This window comes from Streptococcus sanguinis, from assembly GCF_050225395.1.
GTDB lineage: Bacteria > Bacillota > Bacilli > Lactobacillales > Streptococcaceae > Streptococcus.
In genome coordinates this window covers 321,994-340,640 of sequence record NZ_CP071431.1, presented here as the reverse complement: position 1 = coordinate 340,640, position 18,647 = coordinate 321,994, and the positions used below count along the sequence as shown (strand labels likewise).

General features: G+C 42.4%; 19 protein-coding genes and 1 pseudogene. 3 read left to right on the top strand and 17 right to left on the bottom strand.

Annotated elements, in window-relative coordinates; translation table 11 throughout:
• Window positions 1-11: 11 nt before the first annotated feature.
• The 9 genes and pseudogenes from J1C81_RS01770 to pnp form a co-directional block, all read right to left on the bottom strand.
• The gene (locus J1C81_RS01770) at window positions 12-605 is read right to left on the bottom strand and encodes a hypothetical protein (protein WP_002916471.1); all 594 of its coding nucleotides are present in this window, start codon (window positions 603-605) and stop codon (window positions 12-14) included.
• Between the two features lie 138 nt (window positions 606-743).
• Window positions 744-1,175 (bottom strand): annotated as a pseudogene (locus J1C81_RS01765) (DUF6892 domain-containing protein).
• A 19-nt stretch (window positions 1,176-1,194) separates the two neighbouring features.
• Window positions 1,195-1,587: a Mini-ribonuclease 3 gene (locus J1C81_RS01760; protein ID WP_002916476.1), complete on the bottom strand. Its 393-nt coding sequence runs from the start codon at window positions 1,585-1,587 to the stop codon at window positions 1,195-1,197.
• Window positions 1,580-2,923 (bottom strand): cysteine--tRNA ligase, encoded by a 1,344-nt coding sequence (gene cysS, locus J1C81_RS01755; protein ID WP_002916477.1) that lies wholly within the window; start codon window positions 2,921-2,923, stop codon window positions 1,580-1,582. The genes J1C81_RS01760 and cysS overlap by 8 nt, the downstream gene beginning before the upstream one ends.
• A 17-nt stretch (window positions 2,924-2,940) precedes the next feature.
• Entirely contained in the window at window positions 2,941-3,462 is a 522-nt protein-coding gene (locus J1C81_RS01750; protein WP_000301974.1) for a dihydrofolate reductase family protein, read from the bottom strand.
• Window positions 3,463-3,470: 8 nt separating this feature from the next.
• Entirely contained in the window at window positions 3,471-4,235 is a 765-nt protein-coding gene (locus J1C81_RS01745) for a nucleoside phosphorylase (protein WP_002911672.1), read from the bottom strand.
• Between the two features lie 13 nt (window positions 4,236-4,248).
• Window positions 4,249-4,467, bottom strand: a complete 219-nt coding sequence (locus tag J1C81_RS01740) for a YdeI/OmpD-associated family protein (RefSeq protein ID WP_002911671.1) — start codon at window positions 4,465-4,467, stop codon at window positions 4,249-4,251.
• A gap of 30 nt (window positions 4,468-4,497) precedes the next feature.
• Window positions 4,498-5,115, bottom strand: a complete 618-nt coding sequence (gene cysE / locus J1C81_RS01735; protein WP_002911670.1) for a serine O-acetyltransferase — start codon at window positions 5,113-5,115, stop codon at window positions 4,498-4,500.
• Window positions 5,116-5,206: 91 nt separating this feature from the next.
• On the bottom strand, window positions 5,207-7,408 hold the full coding sequence (gene pnp / locus J1C81_RS01730; RefSeq protein ID WP_002916485.1) for a polyribonucleotide nucleotidyltransferase: 2,202 nt from the start codon (window positions 7,406-7,408) through the stop codon (window positions 5,207-5,209).
• A gap of 521 nt (window positions 7,409-7,929) precedes the next feature.
• On the opposite strand from pnp, the gene J1C81_RS01725 reads away from it, so the two are divergent.
• Entirely contained in the window at window positions 7,930-9,291 is a 1,362-nt protein-coding gene (locus J1C81_RS01725; RefSeq protein ID WP_002916487.1) for an MFS transporter, read from the top strand.
• Window positions 9,292-9,406: 115 nt separating this feature from the next.
• Complete coding sequence (pepF, locus tag J1C81_RS01720; RefSeq protein WP_002916489.1) at window positions 9,407-11,203, top strand: oligoendopeptidase F; 1,797 nt, start codon at window positions 9,407-9,409, stop codon at window positions 11,201-11,203.
• A 52-nt stretch (window positions 11,204-11,255) separates the two neighbouring features.
• Here the strand turns inward: pepF and J1C81_RS01715 are convergent, their stop codons facing one another.
• The 4 genes from J1C81_RS01715 to J1C81_RS01700 all read right to left on the bottom strand — a co-directional run bounded on the left by J1C81_RS01715 (window position 11,256) and on the right by J1C81_RS01700 (window position 12,980).
• On the bottom strand, window positions 11,256-11,666 hold the full coding sequence (locus J1C81_RS01715) for a hypothetical protein (protein ID WP_002902270.1): 411 nt from the start codon (window positions 11,664-11,666) through the stop codon (window positions 11,256-11,258).
• Between the two features lie 157 nt (window positions 11,667-11,823).
• The gene (gene trxA, locus J1C81_RS01710) at window positions 11,824-12,138 is read right to left on the bottom strand and encodes a thioredoxin (protein WP_002916491.1); all 315 of its coding nucleotides are present in this window, start codon (window positions 12,136-12,138) and stop codon (window positions 11,824-11,826) included.
• An 18-nt stretch (window positions 12,139-12,156) separates the two neighbouring features.
• Window positions 12,157-12,378, bottom strand: coding sequence for a DUF4649 family protein (locus J1C81_RS01705; RefSeq protein WP_002899027.1), 222 nt, complete (start codon window positions 12,376-12,378; stop codon window positions 12,157-12,159).
• A 188-nt stretch (window positions 12,379-12,566) separates the two neighbouring features.
• The gene (locus J1C81_RS01700; protein WP_002916492.1) at window positions 12,567-12,980 is read right to left on the bottom strand and encodes a YjdF family protein; all 414 of its coding nucleotides are present in this window, start codon (window positions 12,978-12,980) and stop codon (window positions 12,567-12,569) included.
• 289 nt (window positions 12,981-13,269) lie between these two features.
• On the opposite strand from J1C81_RS01700, the gene J1C81_RS01695 reads away from it, so the two are divergent.
• Window positions 13,270-14,196, top strand: coding sequence for an alpha/beta hydrolase family protein (locus tag J1C81_RS01695; protein WP_002916494.1), 927 nt, complete (start codon window positions 13,270-13,272; stop codon window positions 14,194-14,196).
• Between the two features lie 473 nt (window positions 14,197-14,669).
• On the opposite strand, the gene rpsO is transcribed toward J1C81_RS01695, so the two are convergent.
• The 4 genes from rpsO to J1C81_RS01675 all read right to left on the bottom strand — a co-directional run bounded on the left by rpsO (window position 14,670) and on the right by J1C81_RS01675 (window position 18,644).
• Window positions 14,670-14,939, bottom strand: coding sequence for a 30S ribosomal protein S15 (gene rpsO, locus J1C81_RS01690; protein ID WP_004193424.1), 270 nt, complete (start codon window positions 14,937-14,939; stop codon window positions 14,670-14,672).
• A 275-nt stretch (window positions 14,940-15,214) separates the two neighbouring features.
• Window positions 15,215-16,210, bottom strand: coding sequence for a hypothetical protein (locus J1C81_RS01685; RefSeq protein WP_002916496.1), 996 nt, complete (start codon window positions 16,208-16,210; stop codon window positions 15,215-15,217).
• Between the two features lie 320 nt (window positions 16,211-16,530).
• On the bottom strand, window positions 16,531-17,253 hold the full coding sequence (locus J1C81_RS01680; RefSeq protein WP_002899036.1) for a transaldolase: 723 nt from the start codon (window positions 17,251-17,253) through the stop codon (window positions 16,531-16,533).
• An 8-nt stretch (window positions 17,254-17,261) separates the two neighbouring features.
• A complete protein-coding gene (locus tag J1C81_RS01675) occupies window positions 17,262-18,644 on the bottom strand; it encodes a PTS ascorbate transporter subunit IIC (RefSeq protein ID WP_002916500.1) in 1,383 nt (460 codons plus the stop codon).
• Window positions 18,645-18,647: the final 3 nt, after the last annotated feature.

Genomic DNA, 18,647 nt, shown 5'->3' with positions numbered 1-18,647 from the left:
TTACCTCTCCACTACATCAACGAGACCGTCTTTAATACCTGATTGTCTCTAATACAATATTCAAAACCATTTGCAACATATGAACGATTTGATCCTTTTATTTGCGAAACAGTCATTGCTTTAACCAATATAGCATGTTGCGAAGTGCTTTGCGCATTGATAACATCCTTAATAAAATGTTCAACAAGCGCCCCTTCTAAGGAAGACTGATTATCATTACGAAAAACTTTTTCTAAATCTTGATAATTAGGCTGAGAAACTATTCTCTCCTTATATTCTAAAAAATAGTCAAGTGTTTCTTCATCAGTTAAATCAAGAACGCACTTTTCCTGATTATCATCCAATACCAAAGAAACGGTCAATATACAAGAACCCTCTACCAATATTTTTTCTTTTCTATATAATTCTGTAAGAACTTTTGAAGAAAAAAAATAGGAACCATAGCCTAAGCTTCCGGGCTTCTTTTTAACCCTAGAAACCATTCTTGGGTTTGCACCTTCTCTTTTTACCAATGGAAATCGAATTTCTGGCTTAGGACAAAATCCTTCATCCTTTATTTTATCAGCATTCACTTTATTTGTTGCATGATACAAAAGATACTTCATATATACTCCTAGCTAAATATAATTTTAGCGTAAAAAAACTTTTTTTACAAGTAGTACACCGTTAAGATTTAAAAATTTGCTAAATATTAAAACTTTCATAGTAATTTTTAAAAAATTTAGCATAGGAAAATTTAGAAATTATTCTTCAATCCCAATTCCTTTGGATTCAAATAAATCACGTACTTCTTTAGAAAATGGAAAGATCGTTCCGTCGATGGTTTTTAAATTCGAAAACTGTGATAGCTCTTTTTCACTCACATTTTCCAAATCAAATTGATCATCTTCACCATCCCATAAAGGGATTAATTGCGCATAGATATCATTGCCTCCATCAAAGAAGAGACTTTCCACATTCTGCGCATACTCTTTAGGTATTTCCAACTGTTTGAAATAAGTCTCTACTTCAGGAATTGGTGTCTCATCAAAGTCTTCTGGATCTACAGATAATTTCTCAGATTAACAAAAACTGTAAACGTTAAATCGTGGCTCAAGCACGTTTTGTTCATACATTAACTCCTGAATAATAGCCAACTTGAAATTAAAATTATCAAATTGTAAGAAATCACTCATAAATTAGTTCCTTTCAGAATCAGAACGAAGCCTCTATCTTCCGAATACACCAACCAATCAACTCTTCCAGTCGCTCAATGGATTCGGTCATATGCAGGTAGCCCATGACAGCTTCAAAGCCGGTAGACATCCGATAGGTGACGATATCTGTATTCTTAGCCTTGGTGTGGCTGTTGGCATTGCGGCCGCGCTTGTAGATATCCTCTTCCTTATCCGTCAGAATCCCCTCTTCCAGCATGAGAGAGATGAGATTGGCCTGAGCCTTGGCAGAAACATACTTGGTCGCTTCCCTGTGCAGCTGATTGGGCTTAGTGAGCCCCTGAAAAATCAGGTGACGCCGGATATACATGGAGTAGACAGCATCACCCTCAAAGGCGAGGGCAATGCCGTTAATCAGGTTGACATCAGTCACGGGTCCACCTCACTCCGTCCTTGGTATCTAAAAGCTTGATGCCCTGAGCGGCCAACTCATCCCGAATACGGTCTGCAGTCGCAAAGTCTCGATTACCCCGCGCCACTTGGCGTTCCTCAATCAAGCGCTCAATGTCCGCGTCCAAGACTTCTTCCACAAAGACGATACCAAAAACTTCTAAGAGCTCGGCAAAGGCTGCCTTAATATCAGAGGTGTAGTTGCCAGAGTTGATCCACTTGGCTAACTCGAAGACAACCGTGATACCATTGGCCGCATTGAAATCTTCGTCCATTGCAGCGGTGAACTTGTCTAGAAAGACCTGAAGCTGAGCAGAGTCTGCTTGACCAGTGAAAGGCTGCTCATAGGTATTCTTCAAATACTTAAGATTGGTCGCTGCATCATGAACTGCTTTTTCCGTGAAATTAATCGGCTTGCGATAATGCTGGGTAGCAAAGAAGAAACGCAGCACCTGACCATCAATGGTCTTGAGGGCATCATGAACGGTGATAAAATTACCTAGAGACTTGGACATTTTGACGTCGTCAATGTTGACAAAGCCATTGTGCATCCAGTAATTGGCAAAAGTCTGACCAGTCTTGGCCTCTGACTGGGCGATTTCATTGGTATGGTGAGGAAACTCTAGGTCTGCCCCACCACCGTGGATATCAATAGTATCACCCAAAATCTCCGTCGACATAACCGAACACTCGATGTGCCAGCCTGGGCGACCTGCTCCCCAAGGACTGTCCCAGGAAATCTCGCCCGGCTTAGCTGCCTTCCAGAGAGCAAAGTCAACTGGATTTTCCTTGCGAGCGGTCTCCTCATCTGTCCGACCAGAAGCACCTAACTCCAAGTCTGCCAAGGTTTTGTTGGCTAGTTTGGCATAATTGTGAGACTTTTCGACGCGGAAGTAGACATCGCCCTCTGACTCATAGGCATAGCCCTTGTCTACCAAAGTCTGCACAAAGTCAATGATTGCCTCCATAAAGTCAATCACGCGCGGATGCTGAGTAGCCGGCTTAACACCCAAAGCTGATACATCCTCACGAAAAGCCGCGATATACTTGTCCGCCACTTCTTTTGGTGTGATGCCTTCTTCCTTGGCGCGATGGATAATCTTATCATCTACATCTGTAAAATTGGAAATATAATTGACCTCAAATCCCCGATACTCAAAATAGCGACGAACTGTGTCAAAAGCTACTGTTGAGCGAGCATTGCCGACATGGATATAGTTATAAACCGTCGGACCGCAGACATACATGCGAACCTTGCCCTCTTCAATGGGCACAAATTCACGTAGGCTGCGGGTCATGGTGTCGTAAATTTTAATCATGCGGTCCACTCCCTTCTCTATTTCTGACTTTTTCGGCTGAAAACCAGCTCTGCAAAAGGGCCAAATTGTCTGAGGCTATCCAGTTGGTAAAAGCGCTGCCCTTCCTCTTGGGTAAAGAGGGGAACCCCCTTTCCTAGGATAAGGGGTGCTATCTGAATAATGAGGTGGTCGAAAAGATCCGCATCCAAGAGCGGTCCTACCAAGGAATTACCACCAATCACAAAGACATTTTTGCCTTTGTCAATCTGGTGAACAAAGTCCACCACATCCCCAGCTACTGGCTGGTAATTGCTGACAGGCAGGTGCCTATCATGCGTAAAGACATAGTTTTCCGTAGCTTGATAAAAACTTTCTACATCTTGCAAATCTTGGATTTCCTCAAAGGTCCGCTTGCCCATGATGGTGATATCCATTTGCCTGTAAAAGTCATCATAGCCTGTATCCTCTACAGAACCAAGCTGATGCAGCCAGTCTATCCTGTGCTGGCTGTCTGCCAAGTAGCCATCCATGGTGATACAGCCGTAAAAATATACTGCCATTCTTGTAGTTACCTTTCTAGTTCCTTTGCTATTGTCAAAGCGATAGTGAAAAAAGTCATGGCATCAGCTGTCCGCTCTTCATGGCGGGCATCCCAGGTTCGGTTATGGTGATCCACATAGTCAGCTGTGTAGAAGAATTGATAGACTTTACTCTTGCGAAATTGACTCCAAGCCATGATAGCCGAAGCTTCCATGTCCACCACTTTGGCTCCAGCAGCCAAGCGACGCTTGACCTTATCAGGCGTTTCTCGATAAAAGGCATCAGTCGTCCAAGACTTGGTGCGGATATGCTCGATATTGTGCTTGTCAAAGATGGCTTCCAGCTCGATCAGCAGAGACTCGTCATAGGCTACTTCGTCACCCGGTGGGGCATAGTGATAGCTAGTTCCTTCATCTCGCAATGCAGCCGCAGGCAGGATGATTTTATCCGCCTCAATTGAGTGATCCAAAACGCCACAGGAACCTAAAATGATGAAATTCGTGAAGCCTCTGGCCGCTAACTCCTCCAGCTGGCCGACTATCATGGGAGCCCCAATTGGAGCCAACATAACTGCTAGCTTGCTAGTTCCTTGGTCATAAATATACCATGGATGCTGTCCGTTTATGCTTTTCAAATAGCCTCCTGTATAGACTTCTTCTGACTCAATCAAACGTTTCAGAATTTCCCCGTTAAAGGATAGGATGATGGTTTCACACACTTCACCCTTATCAATAATCTGCCTATCTGTTGGCTCAATAACTCCAGCTACATCTTCAAATTCCTCTAATAGCATAACTTCTCTTTCTTTAAGGCTCCAGCAAATTCACCTTCATCTTTTCTATGCGGCGCAGCTTGGTCTCATCTTTTTTGGCTTCACTGATATAGCGAGCCCATTCGCGCTGGTGGCTAGGTGGCAGTTTTGTAAAACGCTCCTTGGCGGGACCTTCTAAGCCTTCTTTCAGCTCAAGGACTACCTGGTTCAAAATAGCATCTGATAAATCTGACATGTCGGTTCCTCCTGTCATATTTCACTTCGATAGCTTTGCCAATCTTTTCTACAGACTTGATGAATGGTGGCTGGCTTCACGGGCATGCTCTAACTTGTCTAGATAGTATTCCCGTTTCTCCTCTACCTCGTGAATGGTTGGCTCGTCTTTCTCACCGTGAACACGGACAATCTTCGCCGGAACTCCGACCACCGTCACATCACTTGGCACATCCGCCACTACAACTGCACCGGCTCCGACCTTGGCTTTCTCGCCAATCTCAATTGGTCCAATGACTTGGGCATGGGCAGAGACCAAGGCACCTCGACGCACGGTCGGATGGCGTTTGCCTGCATCCTTGCCCGTACCGCCTAGGGTCACGCCGTGGTAAAGCATGGCCCCCTTCTCCACAATGGCTGTTTCACCAATCACCAGGCCACTGCCATGGTCGATGAAGACACCCGACTCAATCTGAGCGCCGGGATGAATCTCAATCTGGGTCCAGAAACGCCAGAATTGACTGTGCATACGCGCCAACAGCTTGAAGCCATGCCGCCACAAAAAATGCGAGAGGCGGTGGGCCGCCAAAGCTTTGATGCCTGGATAGGTTAGCAAGACTTCCAGCGACGTTCGTGCCGCCGGATCATTTTCCTTTACAATATCAATGGATTCCTTCCACCAACCCATGCTAGCCTCCTTCCTTCTCTAAACAAGGAGAGACGAGAACAAGGCTCGCCTCTGCCGATTTTTGATGAGGTCTACAGGGATAAGCGACCTCTTATTCTTCTGTTTTAGGGCTTTCTTGATGGTCCTTATGACCCTTGTGCTCCTTGTGTGGATGATGTCCCTTGTCATGATGATGTTTTGGCTTATCAGACTTTGGTGGACGCGGCAGCAATACTTTCATGGAAGCATCTACCCGACCTTTGGCATCAATCTTGATCACCTTGACATCCACTTCATCACCGATTTGTACGACATCTTCGACATTGTTGGTCCGAGTCCAAGCCAGCTCTGAGATGTGAACCAGGGCATCCGTCTTGTCAAAGAGATTGACAAAGGCACCGAATTTCTCAATCCGAACAACCTTGGCATGGTAAACTTCGTCCACTTTTGCTTCGCGGACCAATCCAGCAATGATTTCCTTAGCACGATTGATGGCGTCTTGGTCGCTAGAGTAGATGGACACATTTCCTTCTTCATCAATGTCAATCTTAACACCGGTCTCAGCGATGATCTTATCAATGGTTTCTCCACCTTTACCGATGACAATCTTAATCTTGTCCACATCAATCTTGATGGTGTCGATTTTCGGAGCAGTTGGAGCCAACTCTGGACGTGGAGCAGGAATCGTCGCTTCAATCAAATCTAGGATTTCAAAGCGGGCTTTCTTAGCCTGAGCCAGAGCTTCTGTCAAGATCTCTGCTGTAATTCCTTCAATCTTGATATCCATTTGCAGGGCGGTAATCCCTTCGCGAGTACCAGCTACCTTAAAGTCCATATCACCAAAATGGTCTTCCAAACCTTGAATATCGGTCAGAACTGTGTAGTTGCTGCCATCTGAAATCAAGCCCATAGCAATTCCGGCAACCGGTGCCTTGATCGGCACACCGCCGGCCATCAAGGCCAGAGTACCCGCACAGATAGATGCTTGTGAGGAAGAACCGTTTGATTCCAAGACTTCTGCTACCAGACGAATTGCGTACGGAAACTCTTCCAGACTAGGCAAGACTTGCTCCAAGGCACGTTCCCCAAGAGCACCGTGTCCAATTTCACGACGGCCAGGAGCCCCATAACGGCCTGTCTCACCGACAGAGTATTGCGGGAAATTATAGTGGTGCATGAAGCGTTTCTTGTATTCTGGATCCAAGCCGTCAACAATTTGCGTTTCGCCCATTGGTGCCAAAGTCAGAACAGACAAGGCTTGGGTTTGCCCGCGAGTAAAGAGACCAGAGCCATGCACGCGCGGCAGGTAATCCACTTCCGCATCCAGCGGACGGATTTCATCAACCTTACGGCCGTCAGGACGGATCTTATCTTCGGTAATCAAACGGCGCACTTCCGCGTGCTCCATTTGCTCCAAGATTTCAGCCACATCACGCATGATACGGTCGAATTCTTCGTGGTCTGCGTATTTCTCTTCATAAACCGCTGTGACTTGGTCTTTGACAGCCTGAGTTGCGGCTTCACGCGCCAGCTTTTCTTCTACCTGAACAGCCTTTTGCAAATCGCTGTTATAAACTGCGATAATCTCTGCCTGCAGCTCTTCATCAACATGCAGCAATTCTACTTCTGCTTTTTCCTTGCCGACTGTCGCTACGATTTCTTCTTGGAAGGCAATCAATTCTTTTACCGCTTCGTGCCCTTTGAGAAGAGCTTCCAGCATGACATCTTCAGACAGCTCCTTGGCTCCAGATTCTACCATGTTGATAGCCTCTTTGGTACCAGCCACTGTCAGTTCCAAAAGCGAAACTTCTTTTTGTTCCTTGCTAGGGTTGATGATAAATTCACCATCTACATAGCCGACTTGAACTCCTGCGATAGGGCCGTTAAAAGGAATATCTGAGATAGAAAGAGCCAGAGAGCTACCGAACATAGCAGCCATTTGAGGCGAAGCATCTTCATCATAAGAAAGAACAGTATTGATAACCTGAACTTCATTGCGGAAACCTTCTGCAAACATAGGGCGAATCGGACGGTCAATCAAGCGAGCGGTCAAAGTCGCATCCGTTGATGGACGACCTTCGCGCTTGTTAAAGCCACCAGGATATTTCCCAGCTGCATACATTTTTTCCTCATAGTTGACCTGCAATGGGAAAAAGTCACCAGTAGCCATCTTTTTGGACATGGTTGCCGCAGTTAAAACGGTACTTTCTCCATATCGAACAACGGCGCTGCCATTTGCCTGTTTTGCAACCTGACCAGTTTCAACTACCAGCTCACGGCCTGCAAAAACGGTTTTAAAAACTTGTTTTGTCATAAAGACTCCTTGCCGAGCACATGCTCAAATTTTTTCATACGCCTTGGCTACAAAGATCAAGATATTAAGCCCGTCAAAAGCAAAGTAAAAATTGGAAACTGATGAAGTCTTCGATGAAGACAAGACAGTTTATCTTTTTTACACAGCTTTTAGGTCGTATTCAGTTCATCAAGATATTAAGCCCTTAAGCAACCTATAGGACGTGTTCAGTTAGCACTGTGACTTTAATTTCATGGTCTTAGTAGCTTATTATATCCTCATCTTTGTATCAAGCACGTATAGACCTTATTTTACCACAATTTCAGACAAAAGAAAAAGGCTGGAAATGGCTTTTTTCTTAAAAAGTACTGAAAATCTATTTTTCTTTTCTATAGCTGATTATAGTTGACTATCGGAGTTCGTTTTTTCCCTTTCGATTCGTCAAATAAGATGGCGGTATAGCCACTATTCACTTTTCAAAGAGGATTTCTTGCTTTATAATAAATACAGTGACTCATTTCAAACATGTAAAGGAGACAATCGTGCCAGATCATCAAACAGTTGAAAAGAAAGATTTTTTCTCACTCCTTGCGACAGCCTTAGTCAGCTTTGCAGGCATCTTATCTGAAACCAGTATGAATGTAACCTTTCCGCATCTAAGTAAGGTCTTTGGCTTAGGATTGGGAACGCTGCAATGGATTACAACAGGGTATTTGCTAGCGGTAGCCATTACAATTACTTTAGGAGCGACCTTAGCCCACAATTGGAAAGAGAGAACCATCCTCTTTACTGCTTTGGCCAACTTTTGCTTGGGCACACTGATTGCCATGTTGTCTTCAAGCTTTCCCATCTTGATGATAGGGAGAATCCTGCAAGGAGGAGCTACTGGATTAGCCATTCCTTTGCTCTTTAACTTAATTGTTGAGCGTGTTCCTAAGCAAAAAATCGGAACCTACATGGGCTTATCTGGGATGGTGGTCAGCCTAGCACCAGCAATTGGGCCGACTTACGGTGGTTTTATGATTAGTCGTTTTGACTGGCATATGATTTATACCTTTATTCTTCCTGTCCCAATCATTTCCTTTATTCTTGGCTTTTTCTTTTTAAGAAATTCCGAAAAGTCTAGGAAACGCGCCTTTGATCTCCTCTCATTTCTCCTCTTAGCAAGCTCACTCGTCTTTGCCATTGTAGCTATCTCCAGCTTAGAAGAAGGACATATTGATTGGCTCTATCTTGTTCTCTGTCTACTGCCACTAGCTTGCTTTATCTATCGGAGCTTGAAAATCGATCATCCATTCCTAGATATTCGGATTTTAAAGCAACCAACGGTCTTATTGGCTATTTTACCTTTCTTCATTTTTCAGTTTATCAACCTATCGGCTAATTTTCTGATTCCCAACTTCCTAGTCATAGAAAAAAACATTTCAACTGCTCAGGCAGGCTTCGCACTTCTTCCAGGAACCATGCTCGGAGCCTTCCTCTCTCCTGTCTTTGGTAAACTCTATGATAGAAATGGTCCTAAACCAACCCTTTTTACAGGAAATTCTCTTCTTTTCCTTGCTGTACTCTTACTCCTTATCTTTACAAAAGAACTCACCTTAACAGCTGTTATTGCGATTTATATTTGCTTTACCTTGGGACGAAATATGGCCTTTAATAACACACTAGCCCTAGCGACGACTCAAGTTGATAAAGGAAAGACTGCAGATACGACTGCGCTCTTTCAGCTGGCCCAGACCTTTGCGGGCGCAATAGGTACCGCAGTAACGGCCGTCATCGCTAATCAAGCTCCCAATATGACAAAAGGAACTCAAAACGTCTTCACCCTGCTATTAAGCCTGGTTATCTTCGTATTCTTGTCTTATCTACTGCTTTTTAAAAGGATTGCAGCAAAGAAACATTGACTTTTATCCTCGATCTGATAAACAGCTAAAAATTACTGACTTATCCTTCTCCCCCAAAGACATTTTGGGGGATTTTTTGCTATACTATTTCTATATACGACAAAAGGAGTAGACTATGGAACAAAAACATCGTTCTGAATTTCCGGAAAATGAACTCTGGGACCTAACGGCCCTTTACCAAGACCAGGAGGACTTCCTGCGAGCTATTGAGAAGGCCAGAGAGGACATCCAGAAATTCGTCCGTGATTACCAAGGCAAGCTCAGCACTTTCGAAGATTTTGAGCGGGCATTTGCTGAGCTAGAGCAGATTTATATCCAAATTAGCCACATTGGCAACTACGGTTTTATGCCACAGACCACTGACTTTGGCGACGAGAGCTTTGCGCAGATTGCCCAAGCAGCTATGGAGTTTGAGACCGAGGCCAATGTCGCACTCAGCTTCTTTGACGACGCCCTGGTCGGTGCAGACGAGGCTGTCTTGGAGAAACTAGGCCAAGAACCCCATTTGACCTCAGCCATTCGCCAGGCTAAAATCAAAAAATCCCACTATCTGGGAGCAGATGTCGAAAAAGCTCTGACTAATCTGGGCGAAGTCTTCTACAGTCCACAGGATATTTACACTAAGATGCGGGCTGGCGACTTTGCTATGGCTGACTTTGAAGTGGACGGCAAAGTATACAAAAACAGCTTTGTCACCTATGAGAATTTCTACCAAAACCATGAAAATGCAGAAATCCGCGAAAAAGCTTTCCGCTCTTTCTCTGAAGGCCTTCGTCAGCACCAAAATGCCGCTGCAGCTGCCTATCTGGCTCAGGTCAAGTCTGAAAAATTACTGGCTGACATGAAGGGCTATGAGTCTGTCTTTGACTACTTGCTGGCAGAGCAGGAAGTTGATCGCTCTATGTTTGACCGGCAGATTGACTTGATTATGAGCGAATTTGCCCCAGTAGCTCAGAAATACCTCAAGCATGTCGCTAAGGTAAACGGACTTGAAAAAATGACTTTTGCCGACTGGAAGCTGGACTTGGACAGCGAGCTCAATCCCGAAGTCAGCATTGATGACGCCTATGACCTCGTCATGAAGTCAGTCGAGCCGCTCGGACAAGAGTATTGTCAAGAAGTTGCCCGCTACAAGGAAGAACGCTGGGTTGACTTTGCGGCCAATGCCGGAAAGGACTCTGGAGGCTATGCTGCGGATCCTTATCGGGTTCACCCTTATGTCCTCATGAGCTGGACTGGCCGTATGAGTGATGTCTATACTCTGATTCACGAGATTGGCCACTCCGGTCAGTTTATCTTCTCTGACAATCACCAAAGCTATTTCAACGCCCACATGTCCACCTACTATGTGGAAGCGCCATCTACCTTTAATGAGCTCCTGCTCAGTGATTATCTGGAACGCCAGTTTGATAACCCTCGCCAGAAACGCTTTGCCCTGGCTCACCGTCTGACGGATACTTACTTCCATAACTTCATTACTCACTTGCTGGAAGCTGCTTTCCAACGCAAGGTCTATACTTTGATTGAAGAAGGCGGAACCTTCGGCGCAAGCAAACTCAACGCTATCATGAAAGAAGTCTTGACGGACTTCTGGGGAGATGCCGTTGAAATCGACGACGATGCTGCCTTAACTTGGATGCGCCAAGCCCACTACTACATGGGACTCTACAGCTATACTTACTCCGCAGGCTTGGTCATCTCTACCGCTGGCTACCTACATCTGAAAAATGACGAAAATGGTGCCCGTGACTGGCTTGAGCTGCTCAAATCTGGCGGCAGCAAGACTCCGCTTGAGTCAGCTATGATTATCGGAGCAGATATTTCGACAGACAAACCACTTCGCGACACCATTCAGTTCTTGTCAGACACAGTTGATCAGATTATTGCCTACAGCGAAGAGTTGGGGGAGTAAGGAATAAACAAAATCAGCTTGAAGATTTGCTTCAAGCTGATTTTTAAATAGTTTAATAAAAATAAAGCGACCCAAAAAAGCGGAGATAAAGTAAAATATAGGCACTAAAACAAGCGATAAATATAAGCCATCTTGTCCAGTACTGTGATTTAGTATAATTCTTCATTCGCAACAGCCCGATGAAAAACCAGATTAGACTCCAAAACACTAGGCCTAATATCTGAGGGGCAAAATACGAAATTAAAAGCAAAACAGGGATCAAGAAAGCTAATACTAGTATGATTCTTTTTTGCGTTATCTGCTCTCTAGGAATCATCCAGCCTACAAAAAAACAGAAAACCGCTGGAGCAACAAATGGTGTAAAAATCATAAAGATAAATAAAATATATTTTAAAAACTCAATAATAATCATCACCACATTCCCATCGTGTTTTAAATAACCTAGATCTCTAGCGCGACCCATTGGAAAAAAATTTACCTCTACTTATTATACCTTAAAATATGCATTTTCAAACAAAAATTTTAAATTGACTCATTATTGTTATAATCGAAATAAAAAAGACCGCTCCAAACAAGAACAGTCTCATTTTAAAACAGGCCTATATACCCGTAATCTTACTTTATCCCAACTCCGCCACAATGGCTTTAATCTGCTGGGCAGTATGAACACCCGCTACCTTCTTGACGACTTGACCGTCTTTTTTAAAGAGTAAGGTCGGGATTGACATGATGCCAAAGTCTCGTGCTGTAGCTGGATTTTCGTCCACATCCATCTTGACAATCTTGAGCTCATCTTCGGAAAGTTCCTCTGAGAGCTTGTCAAGGATTGGCCCTTGCATTCGACAAGGTCCGCACCATGTCGCCCAAAAATCAACTAAAACTAATCCATCTTTTGTTTCTTGCTCAAATGTCGCATCTGTGATTGCTTTTACCATTATTTTTCTCCTTTATTCTTAGTCAAACTTTGTCAAATCCTGCTTCATCAGGAAAAAGAAGACATCTCCATAAGTGCCCTGGTAGTTCAAATCATGACCTTTATAAGTCAATTTTTTAACTGGGTAATAATCTGCCACTCCAATCAAGCAGGCCTGCTGGGACTGCTCAAACTCTTGATAAGACTCAAAGGTCATCTTGCGCTCCTGCTTGACAGCATCCAAATATGTGATTTCAATCATAACTTCTCCTTTTCAAAACTACTCTTGTAATTTTTATTTTATGATTATATTGTAATCTCTTTTGTTACATCTGTCAAATAAAACGACTTGGAGAAATCACTTCACTTTTCAAGCAACTCACCAATTTCCTGACAAACAAAAAAGCCTCCCATCGGAAGACTTTCCCATATAAATAAGAAAAACTAGGCTCAATGCCCCTTGTGCTTTTCCAATCGTTTTTGCTGTTTGAGTTCGAATTTCCTTTGCTTATCCAGTTCTTTCTGCTGCTTGCGCTTGACTCGAGCAATTTTCTTTTGCTCTTCTAATTGCAGACTCAGCGCTTCCTGAGACTTTGAAGAACGTGAAGCCATCTGCTCCTTTTTAGCCTGTCTCTGCAGGCGTTTAGGACTGACCGACTTAGTCTTCTCCTTCACTCTGATGCTAGGACTAAACTGCAGCCGATGATAATAACGGTTTAGAAAATCCAACAATTCCTGCGTGCTAGGCTCTGCACCAAAGGTGACTCGGCAAACTCTATAAGATTGAGCATGTTCCTGCTCGAAAAGACCGTGCCAAAATCCCTCTTCAAAATAAACTGTCAGCGTCATTGAAATCTTATCCATGACAGCACCTCCTTTAAAAAATCCCTAAGAATGGACAACCAAGGAGGAAGGTTACTGACAAAAAATGGATTTTTTGCGTCTGGACTACCAACCAGAACTGTGTTTTTATCTTAGTAGCTACAGTCTAGCAAGATTTTCTAAAAAATTCAAGATTATCAGAATCTCGCTTAGATAAGTGAATTGGATTTTCTTGTATGAAAGGTAGAAAAATCAAAAAACAAGAAAGCTCTCTTCTTGTAAAATACATTCATTTCCGCTATAATACTACAAATACTGAAAGGAGAGAACTATGAAGTATATTTGGGCTTTCTTAGCAACCTTGAGCTTGGCTGGACTGGCTCTGCTCTTCTGGCATTCCCAGACCAAACTGAACTCTACTCCTCCTAAGCTAGGAACTACACAGACAGCATCTAGCGAGAAAATCGACAATCAACCGACTCCGACAGAAGACATCGTGTCTGAAGAATACAGTGTTTCATACGACGACAAGCAGCTCTACGGAAAGATTACTGCTCCTCGTGACTACAAGAGTAAAAAATTGCCGACTATTGTTATCGCACATGGATTGAATAACACCCTTGAGCAATATGAAATGTATAGCCAGCTGTTGGCAAAGCAAGGTTATCTGGTTTACAGCTTTGATTTCTACGGTGGCAGTCGCCAATCGAAAAGCGGTGGACAAGATATGCTGAATATGTCAGTCAAGACCGAACTCGCAGACTTGACCCAAGTCATGGAAAAGCTGAGTTCCGAGGCCTTTGTAAATAAGACCAAGATGAGCTTATTCGGTGCCAGCCAAGGCGGTGTCGTTGCCAGTCTCTATGCTGCTGCTTATCCAGACCGCGTACACAAACTCCTGCTTATCTTTCCAGCTTTCGTTCTTTTCGACGATGCCAAAGCGACTTATCATGAGCTAGGGAGCCCTGACTTCGACCAACTTCCTGATAGCCTGACACACCACAATACTACTCTGGGCAAGATTTATCTAATCGATGCCTTAGACATTGATATCCAAGCAGAACAGACCAAAATCACAGCTCCGACCCTCATTATCCACGGCACTGATGATGCAGTCGTTCCCTACCAGTATGCTGTTCAAGCGAGTCAGACTATTCCAAATGCAGAGCTGGTCACTGTAGAAGGCGGGGAGCATCGTATTGACGAAAGATTTGCTATCACTGCCACTCCTGCCATCCAAAAATTCTTGAAAGAGTAAAGCCTCTGATAGAAAAAGTTCTTCTAAAGAAATAGGAGGACTTTTTATTTGGAAAAATTAGAAGAATTAGACTAGGAAACGATATTTGAATATCTTGAAATATAATAAGAGGAGCGATGAATAAAAATGCCTCCAAAACCAGAGAGCTAACTTGAGCTCAGGCTAAAATCCTAGTGAAAAAGAAAAACTACTCTTTAGTGGAGTAGTTTCAACTTTGTGTATTCAATTGAACATGGCTTAAGCGAGATAATAAAACAAAAAAGCCCTCTGAAATCAGAGAACTAATTTGAGCTCGGGCTAAAATTCCTAATGAAAAAGATGAAACTCCTTGTGTTCATCGAACACGGTGTCGTTTTCCTATTTTCATACGGATTTTTGACGCCCTTAGCATCATGATTCTTACTGGATAAAACGTTTATAAACTAGGCGACGAGGCGAAGTCAACGAAGTATAGAAACGTTTTAGACGCAAGATTAGCGACGAAGTCCAAGAGAGTTGATCAACTCACGGTAACGGTTAACGTCGTTCTTACGAAGGTAAGCCAAGAGGTTACGACGGCGACCGATTTTCTTCATCAAGCCACGGTAAGTAGCGTGGTCTTTTTTATGTTGTTTGATGTGGTCGTTGAGGTGGTTGATTTCCCAAGTAAGGACAGCAACTTGTACCTCTACTGAACCAGTGTCACCTTCGTGACGTGCGTATTGTGCAATGATTTCATTTTTTTTCTCTTTTGAGATTGCCATGATATACTCCTTTTCTTTACGCTTCATCCGAGTGACAGGTTTGGCATGGCCTGCAACCAAGAAGAAGTTATTTGTCTTTACGACATACTTATTCTACCAAGAAGGTCTACCTTTGTCAAATGATTCTACTCCATCTTCTTCCCATCTAAATTGTAATTTTTTCGAGATAGCCAAGCATAAGCAGTTATTCCCCAGCAAGCAAATAAAAAGATAATCTGCTCAGGATAGTCATAAAAAACCAGCCTCCTAGGACTGGTTAAAAAACTTTAGTTCATCTATCTTTCTAAACTTGCTCTGATTGTACCGCCAGTATCAAGAATAAGTATTTCCTTACCATTTTGAACTACTACGAAATAATTATTAGAATTGATTTCAATGTAGATATCCTTATTACTTTTGACTTGATAGCCTTCCTCTCCGACTGATTCTTTAATCATGGCAATCTTTTCCCCGACTTCTTTTTCACTCAGTTTCTCTTCAGGATTATCAGCAATCAATTTCGTATATTCTACAAAGGGATAGAGCCCCAATCTACTCGAATCACTAGAATTATATTCTTCATCACTATCGGATTTTATATTTACAATTCCAACATCAGAGATACTTACGTTCTTTGGATCTTCACTATTTTTATAACGAATTTTCCACTCACCAACAAATGCCTTAGGATACTGAACTTTATAAAATCGAAGACGCTTGATATACTGTGAGTCATTTGAACTATTGATACCTGAACGACTATCATAAATAATCATACTTCCATCATTTTGCAGAAGGTGGTAAATCTTGTTTTCGTCAATATAAGCAGAAAAGATAGCCTTGGTATTGAGTTTGAAATGCTTATCAAAATCAGCTAAGGTCTTAATTTTTGGATCGTTTTCTGCCTTAATAAATTTTTCAAAATCAGCCTTAGCTTTGTCTCCCTCAGCTAATTTTTCAATATCTTTTTTACCATTAAGTAGTTTTTTCTTATCATTCAGTTCATAAACAAAAGAAATAGAGTCAGCTGGATTAATCCAGACGCCATCAAGATCTGAAATTTTCGGTCCCATGCCAAATAGGACAAACACCAAAATTCCTAAGACTGTAACAGCGATTGAAATCCCCACTATAAGGTTACGGCGCTTGTTCTTAGCTTGAAGCATCGTTGTTGCTTTAGGAATTTCTTGAGTTACAAACTGCCCACTTGTCTTTGCCGCTTGAAACTCTTGAGCTGTTGGTTTTCGATGATAAGTAGCTTCAAACTGCGCAACCCACTCATTCTGATTCATAACATCCTCCTCTATAATGATTCTAACAGTGAATTCTCATTGCTAGCAAACTAACTATTTACTATCTTGAAATTTATTATACCATATATACTAACTAGAAAAACATTCACTAGTGAAAAAATTTATGACTTGGGCTAGCATCTGGTAGATTACAACCATATGAGATGCAAAAAAATAACTGTGAAGTACTAAGTTATTTACAATTCAACCCCAAAGATTTCTAAAGAAAGTATTTCTGCCTCGGTCAAGGAAACAAATTAAAACCCCAGCACTACTTCATTAAGAACTGGGGTTTAAGATTAGGATTTTAAAATATTTAATCAGTCATCTAAGATTTTAAAACCAAGACTAGTACTATCTTTCAAAAACATCTGAACTGTTTCTAGGGAATATTCTGTCAAATCTTTACCATTTAACGATAATTTTTGAATCAAATCTGAGGTACAGGTAATAATATCAACCCCTAACTCATCCGCTTGATAAATATTATAGGTTTCGCGCGGACTAGCCCACAACAACTCTACTCCGTCTTTTTGACGACAAATAGACAGTGCTTCTTTCATAATCGGCACAGGATCTACACCCGTATCTGCGATACGTCCAGCAAAAACTGACACTATCCCTGGAGTCCCTGCCTTCAATGCTCCAACTACCTCGCGGACTTGTTCAAGAGTGAAAATAGCCGTAGCATTGATTTTAACACCTTTTGCAGCTAGACGTTTCATTAAATCAACAGTTGATTCCCCTTTAGAATTTGTCACAGGTATTTTTACATAAACATTCTCTCCCAGTGAGGCTATTTTTTCTGCTTCTTTTTCCATTGTTTCAATGTCATCAGCAAACACCTCAAAAGAAACGGGAAATTCCTTAATATCCTTTAATACTTCTTTAGCAAATCCTATATAGCTGGTGATACCTGCTTTCTTCATTAAGCTAGGATTAGTGGTAAATCCCGATACCAAACCAGAATTTAGATCCTTTAGCATAGTTTCCAAAACTGCGCCATCTGAATAAACTTTAATAGATAATTTTCGTGCCATCATTCGCCCTCTTATTCTTCTTCGTCGCAAACATTATTCAGTGCTGTATCTGATTTGCTGAGGAAATTTGGTAAAAGCAATATAACTGCTAGAACTGCTACTATCACATAAATACCAACTTGACCAACAGAATCTCCTATGCGACCTAACAAAATACCAAATACACCAAAGTCAAAATCACCAAAGGTCGTATTTGCAAAACCTAGTTCACCTAATACTGGCAAAACTGCTGCAGGTAAAAAGGCTAAGAATAAGCCGTTTACAAAAGAACCTAAAACAGCTCCCTTGCGTCCTCCAGTTGCATTGCCGTAGATTCCCGCTGTTGCACCACAGAAAAAGTGAGGAACCATACCGGGAATAATCAGCACACCACCTATTGCTCCCAGAATGAACATACCAATCAGTCCACCTAAAAAGCTAAAGGCAAAACCAATAATAACTGCTGTAGGCGCATAAGGGAAGAATACAGCACAGTCCACAGCTGGTACAGCATTCGGAATAAGCTTAGTGGCGATACCTTGAAAAGCAGGAATCAAATCAGCAAGTATCATCCGCACACCTGCATATACAATAGCGACACCAACCGCAAAAGTTAGACCACTGACGATAGCAAATATAAAAGGATTCTTACCAGCTGCTAACTCTTCAACTGTTTTAGGACTACGAATCAGACAAGCAATTGTTGCTATTAGATAAAAGACAACCATGACAATACCTGTTGATATTGTAGTATTGCGAAGAAAACTCCATTTTTCTGAAATTTTCAACTCCTCTGTACTGGTGCTGCCTTTTCCTACCTTAGATCCAATCCAGGCTGAGAGATAGTAACCCAGACTGCCAAAATGTCCCATTGCAATCTCGTCTCCGTCCGTTACCTGAAGAGTATATTTCTGTCCAATAGCTGGAGAAATAGCTGACCAAGCACCTAATATAAATCCTCCTACTGCAATCATGGCAGCTCCTTTAAAGCCAATTGCTCCTAAAACGGCTGACAATAAACAAGCCATAAAGAAACTATGATGCCCTGTTAAAAAGATGTATTTAAAGCGAGTAAAACGAGCAAATAATAAATTTAGCAATAAGCCAACAATGAGAATTGTCATCGTCTCAACACCCAGTATTTTCTGAGCAACTGATGTTACAGCTTCATTATTGGGAACAACACCTGTAATACCAAACCCTTTTTCAATCAAACTAGCTAAAGGAGATAAATTATTTTGAATAACTCCTGCTCCAGCGGCTAACATTAAATACCCTAGAATCGGCCCTAGTGTTCCAGTCAAAACTTTATGACTTGGAGTTCGAAGAGCTACTAAACCAACAAAAGCTATCAGTCCCATTAAAAAGGCTGGTTCACTTAAGATATTTTGAAACAGCGTGAGTATACCATTCATGGC

Coding starts and splice junctions, on each gene's coding strand:
- J1C81_RS01770 (WP_002916471.1), bottom strand. CDS start 605: ATGAAGTATCTTTTGTATCATGCAACAAATAAAGTGAATGCTGATAAA.
- J1C81_RS01675 (WP_002916500.1), bottom strand. CDS start 18,644: ATGAATGGTATACTCACGCTGTTTCAAAATATCTTAAGTGAACCAGCC.
- J1C81_RS01715 (WP_002902270.1), bottom strand. CDS start 11,666: ATGGGTCGCGCTAGAGATCTAGGTTATTTAAAACACGATGGGAATGTG.
- J1C81_RS01750 (WP_000301974.1), bottom strand. CDS start 3,462: ATGGCAGTATATTTTTACGGCTGTATCACCATGGATGGCTACTTGGCA.
- pnp (WP_002916485.1), bottom strand. CDS start 7,408: ATGACAAAACAAGTTTTTAAAACCGTTTTTGCAGGCCGTGAGCTGGTA.
- J1C81_RS01700 (WP_002916492.1), bottom strand. CDS start 12,980: ATGGATAAGATTTCAATGACGCTGACAGTTTATTTTGAAGAGGGATTT.
- cysE (WP_002911670.1), bottom strand. CDS start 5,115: ATGGGTTGGTGGAAGGAATCCATTGATATTGTAAAGGAAAATGATCCG.
- cysS (WP_002916477.1), bottom strand. CDS start 2,923: ATGATTAAAATTTACGACACCATGACCCGCAGCCTACGTGAATTTGTG.
- J1C81_RS01705 (WP_002899027.1), bottom strand. CDS start 12,378: ATGATTGAAATCACATATTTGGATGCTGTCAAGCAGGAGCGCAAGATG.
- J1C81_RS01745 (WP_002911672.1), bottom strand. CDS start 4,235: ATGCTATTAGAGGAATTTGAAGATGTAGCTGGAGTTATTGAGCCAACA.
- J1C81_RS01680 (WP_002899036.1), bottom strand. CDS start 17,253: ATGATGGCACGAAAATTATCTATTAAAGTTTATTCAGATGGCGCAGTT.
- J1C81_RS01685 (WP_002916496.1), bottom strand. CDS start 16,210: ATGAATCAGAATGAGTGGGTTGCGCAGTTTGAAGCTACTTATCATCGA.
- pepF (WP_002916489.1), top strand. CDS start 9,407: ATGGAACAAAAACATCGTTCTGAATTTCCGGAAAATGAACTCTGGGAC.
- J1C81_RS01740 (WP_002911671.1), bottom strand. CDS start 4,467: ATGACAGGAGGAACCGACATGTCAGATTTATCAGATGCTATTTTGAAC.
- rpsO (WP_004193424.1), bottom strand. CDS start 14,939: ATGGCAATCTCAAAAGAGAAAAAAAATGAAATCATTGCACAATACGCA.
- J1C81_RS01695 (WP_002916494.1), top strand. CDS start 13,270: ATGAAGTATATTTGGGCTTTCTTAGCAACCTTGAGCTTGGCTGGACTG.
- trxA (WP_002916491.1), bottom strand. CDS start 12,138: ATGGTAAAAGCAATCACAGATGCGACATTTGAGCAAGAAACAAAAGAT.